At 44.9% G+C, this 6,855-nt stretch carries 8 protein-coding genes; 4 read left to right on the top strand and 4 right to left on the bottom strand.

The genetic code is table 11. From position 1 onward, the window contains the following. Window positions 1-184 precede the first annotated feature (184 nt). From argA to radC, 4 genes are all read right to left on the bottom strand, one after another. Entirely contained in the window at window positions 185-1,504 is a 1,320-nt protein-coding gene (gene argA, locus ACVBJC_RS20190) for an amino-acid N-acetyltransferase (protein ID WP_447162694.1), read from the bottom strand. A gap of 336 nt (window positions 1,505-1,840) precedes the next feature. Then, window positions 1,841-2,014 carry a 50S ribosomal protein L33 gene (rpmG, locus tag ACVBJC_RS20185; protein ID WP_012275560.1) on the bottom strand — a complete coding sequence of 58 codons (174 nt, stop codon included), beginning with the start codon at window positions 2,012-2,014 and terminating at the stop codon, window positions 1,841-1,843. 6 nt (window positions 2,015-2,020) lie between these two features. Beyond that, window positions 2,021-2,257, bottom strand: coding sequence for a 50S ribosomal protein L28 (gene rpmB, locus ACVBJC_RS20180; protein ID WP_012157028.1), 237 nt, complete (start codon window positions 2,255-2,257; stop codon window positions 2,021-2,023). A 128-nt stretch (window positions 2,258-2,385) separates the two neighbouring features. Beyond that, complete coding sequence (gene radC, locus ACVBJC_RS20175; RefSeq protein WP_447162695.1) at window positions 2,386-3,063, bottom strand: RadC family protein; 678 nt, start codon at window positions 3,061-3,063, stop codon at window positions 2,386-2,388. 149 nt (window positions 3,064-3,212) lie between these two features. On the opposite strand from radC, the gene coaBC reads away from it, so the two are divergent. The 4 genes from coaBC (at window position 3,213) to folE (ending at window position 6,507) form a co-directional block, all read left to right on the top strand. Continuing rightward, a complete protein-coding gene (coaBC, locus tag ACVBJC_RS20170; protein WP_447162696.1) occupies window positions 3,213-4,406 on the top strand; it encodes a bifunctional phosphopantothenoylcysteine decarboxylase/phosphopantothenate--cysteine ligase CoaBC in 1,194 nt (397 codons plus the stop codon). Next, on the top strand, window positions 4,406-4,864 hold the full coding sequence (gene dut / locus ACVBJC_RS20165; RefSeq protein WP_447162697.1) for a dUTP diphosphatase: 459 nt from the start codon (window positions 4,406-4,408) through the stop codon (window positions 4,862-4,864). Before coaBC ends, dut begins: the two co-directional genes overlap by 1 nt. Before the next feature lie 99 nt (window positions 4,865-4,963). Beyond that, window positions 4,964-5,557: a nucleoid occlusion factor SlmA gene (gene slmA / locus ACVBJC_RS20160; RefSeq protein WP_220760941.1), complete on the top strand. Its 594-nt coding sequence runs from the start codon at window positions 4,964-4,966 to the stop codon at window positions 5,555-5,557. A 290-nt stretch (window positions 5,558-5,847) separates the two neighbouring features. Next, a complete protein-coding gene (folE, locus tag ACVBJC_RS20155; protein ID WP_447162698.1) occupies window positions 5,848-6,507 on the top strand; it encodes a GTP cyclohydrolase I FolE in 660 nt (219 codons plus the stop codon). Window positions 6,508-6,855: the final 348 nt, after the last annotated feature.

The following is a 6,855-nucleotide window of genomic DNA, read 5'->3' as shown; positions in this document are numbered from 1 at the left end:
TGTTTAAAAACACTCGGATTTTGCCATCTTATAAAGATCGGTCAACCGATCAATAAACTGCTAAATGATCGGCATTAGAACCTGAGGTTCGCTTTTTTGTTTAGTGGGGCCATTGATTATCGATAAAGCAACATATCAGGCTCTTTTAAGCTCAAAATCAAAGGGTCACGTTCTAAGAGTGGACTCACAACTCCAAAGCCAGGATTTTCGATTTTCGTTGGTAGTTATACAGCTGCTTTTTCTTCTCAGGTAACTCATCAACCTCAACGATATTAAAGCCATGCTCTAAGAACCAATGAATACTGCGAGTCGTTAAGGCAAACAAGCGCGAATAGCCTCTCACTCTTGCCTGACCAATAATATTTTGTAGCAACAAGCTGCCTCTATCGGCATCACGGTAATCAGGGTGCACCACTAAACAAGCAAACTCCCCTGCATTATCCTCCTCGAATGGATAAAACGCAGCGCAACCGATCACTAAGCTATCGCGCTCAATCAGCATAAATTGCTCTATCTCCATTTCAAGCTGCTCACGTGAACGTCTGACCAAAACTCCTTTTTGCTCTAATGGACGAATGAGATCTAACACACCACCGATATCGCTAATCGACGCTCTACGCAAGCGTTCGGCACTTTCAGTCACAATCTGAGTACCAATGCCATCGCGAGAGAAAAGCTCTTGTAGCAAGGCTCCGTCATCGAGGTAGCTAACAAAGTGGCAGCGGCTCACGCCATTACGACACGCATCAATGCTTGCCTGCAAAAAAGCTTTTGTTCCCACGCACAGTGGCGTGACTTGTGACAGGTTATTTAAAATAGTTTGCGCATCTGTCGGCATCAATTCGGCGATGACCTGACCGGTCTCATCTAAGATACCTTTCTGCGAGCTAAAACCTATCATCTTATCCGCTTGAAGCTTGATGGCTATCTGGGTAGCAACCTCTTCAGCTGTAAGATTAAAACTCTCCCCCGTCACAGAGGCGGCGACAGGCCCAAGTAATACGATACCGCCATTATCAAGCTGACGTTTCAAGCCTTGACTGTCAATTCGGCGCACTTTACCGCTGAGGCAATAATCGACGCCATCTTCAACTCCTAGCGGTTGTGCAATCACAAAGTTGCCACTAACAACATTGATCTGCGCACCTTGCATAGGCGTGTTACTTAAACTCATCGACAAGCGCGCGGTAATGTCGAGATGTAAGCCACCAACAACCTGCTTAATCACCTTAAGAGCATCTTCTTCCGTAACTCTTACACCATTGTAATATTCGGCAGGCAGACTGTATTGCGCGAGGGCTTCATCAATTTGAGGCCTAGCACCATGCACCAAGACGATTTTGATCCCTAGGCTATGCAGCAATGCAATATCGTTGATAATGGCGCGAAACTGTTTCTGAGCTAAGGCTTCACCGCCCAGCATCACAACAAAGGTTTTGCCCCTATGGGCATTAACATAGGAAGCGGAATGACGAAATCCATCAACAAGTTCAGTGGTACGCACGCTAGAATCACCTCAAGAGTAAATATACATTCATCTGAATAACAGAATTTAGTAACTTCAAGAGATAGTATTGCATTTATATTCATTTAAAAAGAATTTATTTTCAATTTAACTGTTTATTTTTACATTAGGGTAAAGTACGTCTGACAGGCATAAATTGGTGTTATTTGTGCTAAGGCTATTAAGTAAAGCCGCGCGAGGAATTAGGTGAAAAATTAAGTCACCAATGACGAATGAGCGGGATAGAAAACAATGATATTGCAGAGTAATGCCAAATTTTAGGCAAAAAAAAGCCCCTATAAATAGAGGCTTTTTCCAAGATGCTTAAACAAGTAATTACTTGATTTTAGCTTCTTTGTACATAACGTGCTGACGAACAACTGGATCAAATTTCTTGATTTCCATTTTTTCAGGCATGTTACGTTTGTTTTTTTCAGTCGTGTAGAAGTGACCAGTGTTAGCGCTAGAAACTAGCTTGATCTTCTCACGATTACCTTTAGCTTTAGCCATGGTTTATTACACCTTCTCGCCGCGGGCACGAAGTTCAGCAATAACAACTTCAATACCTTTTTTATCGATGATACGCATACCTTTAGTAGATATACGTAGCTGTACGAAACGCTTTTCGTTTTCTAACCAGAAACGGTGGTTCTGTAGGTTAGGTAAAAAACGACGACGCGTTGAATTCTTCGCGTGCGAACGGTTGTTACCAACCATTGGTCGCTTGCCAGTTACTTGGCATACTCTTGACATGTCAATCTTCTCCAAAACAATATATTTAACGCTCGAGCATTAATGCACCTCGAACACGGCCGTCGCCTGAGGCACACAACAGAGGGCGCATTTTATACAGGATCTAAAATCAAAGATCAAGGGATAGATTAATCTATCCATCCCCGTTCAGCGAAAGAAACTATCTCTCGATCGCCCACAACCATATGGTCCAACAAGGAAACATCGATAGTTTGTAAGGCTTGTTTCAATCGCTCAGTAATTCGTCTATCGGCTGAACTTGGTTCTGCAATCCCTGAGGGGTGATTGTGACACACGATTACAGCCGCAGCGTTTTTTTCAAGCACTAGGCTCACCACTTCACGTGGATAAACCGATGCTGAATTGATTGTGCCCCTAAATAATTCAACGAATTGAATCACCCTATGTTGACTATCTAACAATAAAATAGCGAACACTTCGTAAGCACGATCAGACAATTGTCTCATTAAATAGTCCCGAGTTAAATCAGGATCAGATAAAAAATTTCCTCTTTGTAGTTTTTCTTGCGAAATTCGCGTACCTAATTCCACTGCAGCCTGTATTTGCGCAAATTTTACCGGACCTATTCCATCTTGCCTACAAACTTGCATTTGAGACGCGCTAAGCAGGCCTCTAAGCCCCCCAAACTCATTTAGCATAGTTCTTGCCAGCTCAACAGCACTTAAGCCTTTTACGCCAATCCTAAGCAATACCGCCAATAATTCAGCATCCGATAACTGCTTCACCCCGTTATTTAATAATTTTTCTCGCGGTGCTTCCCCTTCGGGCCAATCCTTAATCGCCATCACAACCTCCCTGTTGTTTTCTTCTATGAGTATGGTCTAGATTTTTGGAAGTTGTTCATCACCATTTAGCGGTTTGTGATATCTTAGGCCGCAACATCTGCAGCGTGATGAAACATTTATCGCCAAAGTGATTATGGAAAGAGTTAAGTATGGGTCTCAATAACAAAAAAGTACTGCTGGGCATCGGCGGCGGCATAGCCGCATACAAATCTGCTGACCTAGTACGGAAATTAAAAGAGCGCGGCGCAGACGTCCGCGTGGTTATGAGTCAAAGTGCGCAGGAATTTATTACCCCGCTCACTTTGCAGGCACTTTCAGGCTATCCGGTAGCAACCGATCTGCTTGATCCCACGGCCGAAGCGTCCATGGGGCATATTGAATTAGCACGCTGGGCCGACTTGGTCATTATTGCCCCAGCGACAGCAAACCTTATCGCACGCATAAACGCTGGCATGGCAGACGAGTTAATTACAACGACCTGCTTAGCCACCGAGGCACCTGTGGTACTTTGCCCGGCAATGAACCAACAGATGTACCGCAACAGCGCAACCCAAGCCAACTTAACGCAAGTGGCGCAGCGAGGTTTACAGATTTGGGGGCCAGATTCAGGCTCACAAGCTTGCGGTGAAGTCGGTCCTGGCAGAATGCTTGAACCTGTCGCTATTGCCGACAAGGCCGTTGATTTTTTTGGCCCTAAGTTACTGCAAGGTATGTCACTGCTACTCACAGCGGGTCCTACCCGTGAAGCGATTGATCCTGTGCGTTATATTTCCAACCATAGCTCAGGCAAGATGGGCTTTGCACTGGCTAAAGCGGCAGCGCAGATGGGCGCAGAGGTGACTCTGGTCGCAGGCCCTGTCAATTTAGCGACGCCAGCAGGCGTGACTCGCATTAATGTTGAGTCGGCTCAAGAGATGTTAGACGCGGTGATGCCGCAGGTTGAACAGCATCAAATCTTTATCGGCTGCGCAGCCGTTGCCGATTACCGAATCGCTGAAGTCGCAGAAAATAAAATTAAAAAATCAGCTGAGCAGATGCAGCTTGCGCTAGTGCGAAATCCTGATATCTTAGCCAGCGTTGCCAGCCATGCTAACCGACCATTTACCGTCGGATTTGCAGCTGAAACCAATGATGTAGAGCAATATGCTCGTGGTAAGTTAAGCCGTAAAAAGCTCGATATGATTGCCGCTAACGATGTATCTAATAGCGACATTGGTTTTAATAGCGACGCGAATGCATTGAGCGTGTTTTGGAGCGATGGTAGTCAAGAGCTACCCGCTGTTGATAAAGACACGCTAGCCAAGCAATTGCTCACCCTAATAGCGAATAAAATAAAAAACTAATGAAGACACCAATCGAATTAAAAATCCTCGATTCACGGATCGGCACAGAATTTCCGCTACCCGCTTACGCCACACCAGGCAGTGCAGGCATGGATCTTCGCGCCATCACCGACACCCAGCTAACAATACAGCCGGGTGAAACCGTACTTATCCCGACAGGCATTGCTATTCACGTGGCAGACCCTAGTTTAGCTGCGGTGATTTTACCTCGCTCAGGCCTTGGCCATAAGCACGGTATCGTATTGGGTAATCTTGTTGGACTTATCGATTCTGACTACCAAGGACCATTAATGGTCTCTTGCTGGAATCGTGGCAGTGAGCCTTTTACAATCGAAATTGGTGATAGACTCGCGCAGCTGGTATTTGTACCGGTTGTACAGGCTGAATTTAAACTTGTCGATGAGTTTGATCAGTCTGATCGCGGCGCAGGTGGATTTGGCCACTCAGGAACCAAATAACAGATTTCAGCGAACCTCGCGTAATCAATTTAAATGGATAGCATGGAGCAAAGTTTCCTTGCCGTCTCGCTCAGTAGTAATCGAGTGAAGGACAGATAAATGGCTGCAAGCCCTAAGATAAATCGTCGTGAGCATATCCTCCAATGCTTAGCGACAATGCTAGAAACGAGCCCAGGACAACGGATCACCACAGCTAAATTAGCCGCAGAAGTTGGCGTATCAGAAGCGGCGCTCTACCGTCACTTTCCTAGCAAGGCGCGTATGTTTGAAGGACTCATTGAGTTTATCGAAGAATCGCTACTCTCTCGTATCAACCTGATCATGGACGAAGAAAAAGACACCATGAAACGTTGCCAGCAACTCTTGCAACTATTGTTGGTGTTTGCCGAGCGCAACCCAGGGATCTCGCGAGTATTAAACGGTGATGCACTACTGGGTGAAAACGAACGCCTGCGTAGCCGTATTAGCCAGTTATTCTCGAAGATTGAAACGCATTTAAAGCAAATTTTACGCGAGAAGAGTCTACGTGAAGGTAAAGGCTTTGAGCTCGATGAAGCCGTGTTAGCTAACTTACTGCTTGCTGTAGCCGAAGGCCGCATCGCTCAGTTTGTGCGTAGTGAGTTTAAGCTCAAGCCGACCAAGCACTTTAATGAACAGTGGACTTTCATCCAACAGCAACTGCTTCAAAGCTAACGCAGCTTAAAAAGCCACTGCGGATCTAGCATTACAATGTCTCAAATAGAAAAACCGACTAAATTAGTCGGTTTTTCTTATCTCCAATGCGGTTTTCGGTGTATATTTACAGCAAATAGCGCTATTCTCCCGTCCTCTCTAAATACAATGCAAATAGTTGCCACTCAAACTATTCATTTTTTCATGAGATAACTTATTTTTTTGAGATAACTTAGTCTCAATAAGACTGACGGCCCTAGTACACTGGATACGAAAATCACCACTCATTGTTTATGGTGAAGGAGGAACTTATGACATCAAGAGAAGCAATCCTCAGTGAATCTGCTCAAATAGTAAAAGCTGCATTAATGGAGCGCGGCTTAGAAACGCCGATGCTACCTAGCGAGCTAACCGCTGAAGTACGCAAAGACAAGATTGAGCATCATATGCGTGAGATCTTGACCTTAATGTCACTGGATTTAAGCGATGACAGCTTAGCGGATACACCACGTCGTATCGCCAAAATGTATGTCGATGAAATATTCTCAGGCCTAGACTACGCCAACTTTCCAAAGATCACCGTCATCGAAAACAAGATGGGCTTTGATGAAATGGTTAAGGTTAACGACATCAGCTTAACCAGTACTTGTGAACATCACTTAGTCACCATCGACGGTGTGGCAACCGTGGCTTACCTACCACGTGAGAACATTATCGGTCTGTCTAAAATTAACCGTATCGTGCGTTTCTTTGCTCAGCGCCCTCAGGTGCAAGAGCGTCTGACACAACAGGTTCTAGTGGCGCTACAGGCGTTATTAGGCACTCAAGATGTAGCGGTTAAGATGGATGCGGTGCATTACTGCGTCAAATCTCGTGGCGTGATGGACTCAACCAGCTCAACCACCACCACAGCGCTAGGCGGCAAATTTAAGTCGAACCCAGCGACAAGAGCTGAATTCTTAAGTAACTAAGAGTTTAGCAACTAAGAGCTAAGTAATTAAGGTAAAAGAAGGTTCTAGGTTCTAGGACGCTTCGCTTCTAGGTTCTAGGTTCTAGGTTCTAGGTTCTAGGTTCTAGGTTCTAGGTCCTAGGTCCTAAAAGATTAAAGCCTAAAAACAAAAACGCTGCGTCATAAACGCAGCGTTTTTTCGTTTTAGCTAAGCTAATCAAAGGCTAAAATGAGTGAGTTCCTAGCACCTGTTTGTTAAACCTAGTACTTTCTTTAAGTAGGTTGAGCTTTAACCCATCAGCATTAATTACAAAATCAAAATAAATGACGGCATAAATGCCGACCTACAAGGTTAAGCGCTTTACCTAGG

The organism is Shewanella sp. 0m-6, from assembly GCF_052977325.1.
This window is presented reverse-complemented; position numbering and strand designations above follow the sequence as displayed.

Coding starts and splice junctions, on each gene's coding strand:
- rpmG (WP_012275560.1), bottom strand. CDS start 2,014: ATGGCTAAAGCTAAAGGTAATCGTGAGAAGATCAAGCTAGTTTCTAGC.
- rpmB (WP_012157028.1), bottom strand. CDS start 2,257: ATGTCAAGAGTATGCCAAGTAACTGGCAAGCGACCAATGGTTGGTAAC.
- radC (WP_447162695.1), bottom strand. CDS start 3,063: ATGGCGATTAAGGATTGGCCCGAAGGGGAAGCACCGCGAGAAAAATTA.
- coaBC (WP_447162696.1), top strand. CDS start 3,213: ATGGGTCTCAATAACAAAAAAGTACTGCTGGGCATCGGCGGCGGCATA.
- dut (WP_447162697.1), top strand. CDS start 4,406: ATGAAGACACCAATCGAATTAAAAATCCTCGATTCACGGATCGGCACA.
- slmA (WP_220760941.1), top strand. CDS start 4,964: ATGGCTGCAAGCCCTAAGATAAATCGTCGTGAGCATATCCTCCAATGC.
- folE (WP_447162698.1), top strand. CDS start 5,848: ATGACATCAAGAGAAGCAATCCTCAGTGAATCTGCTCAAATAGTAAAA.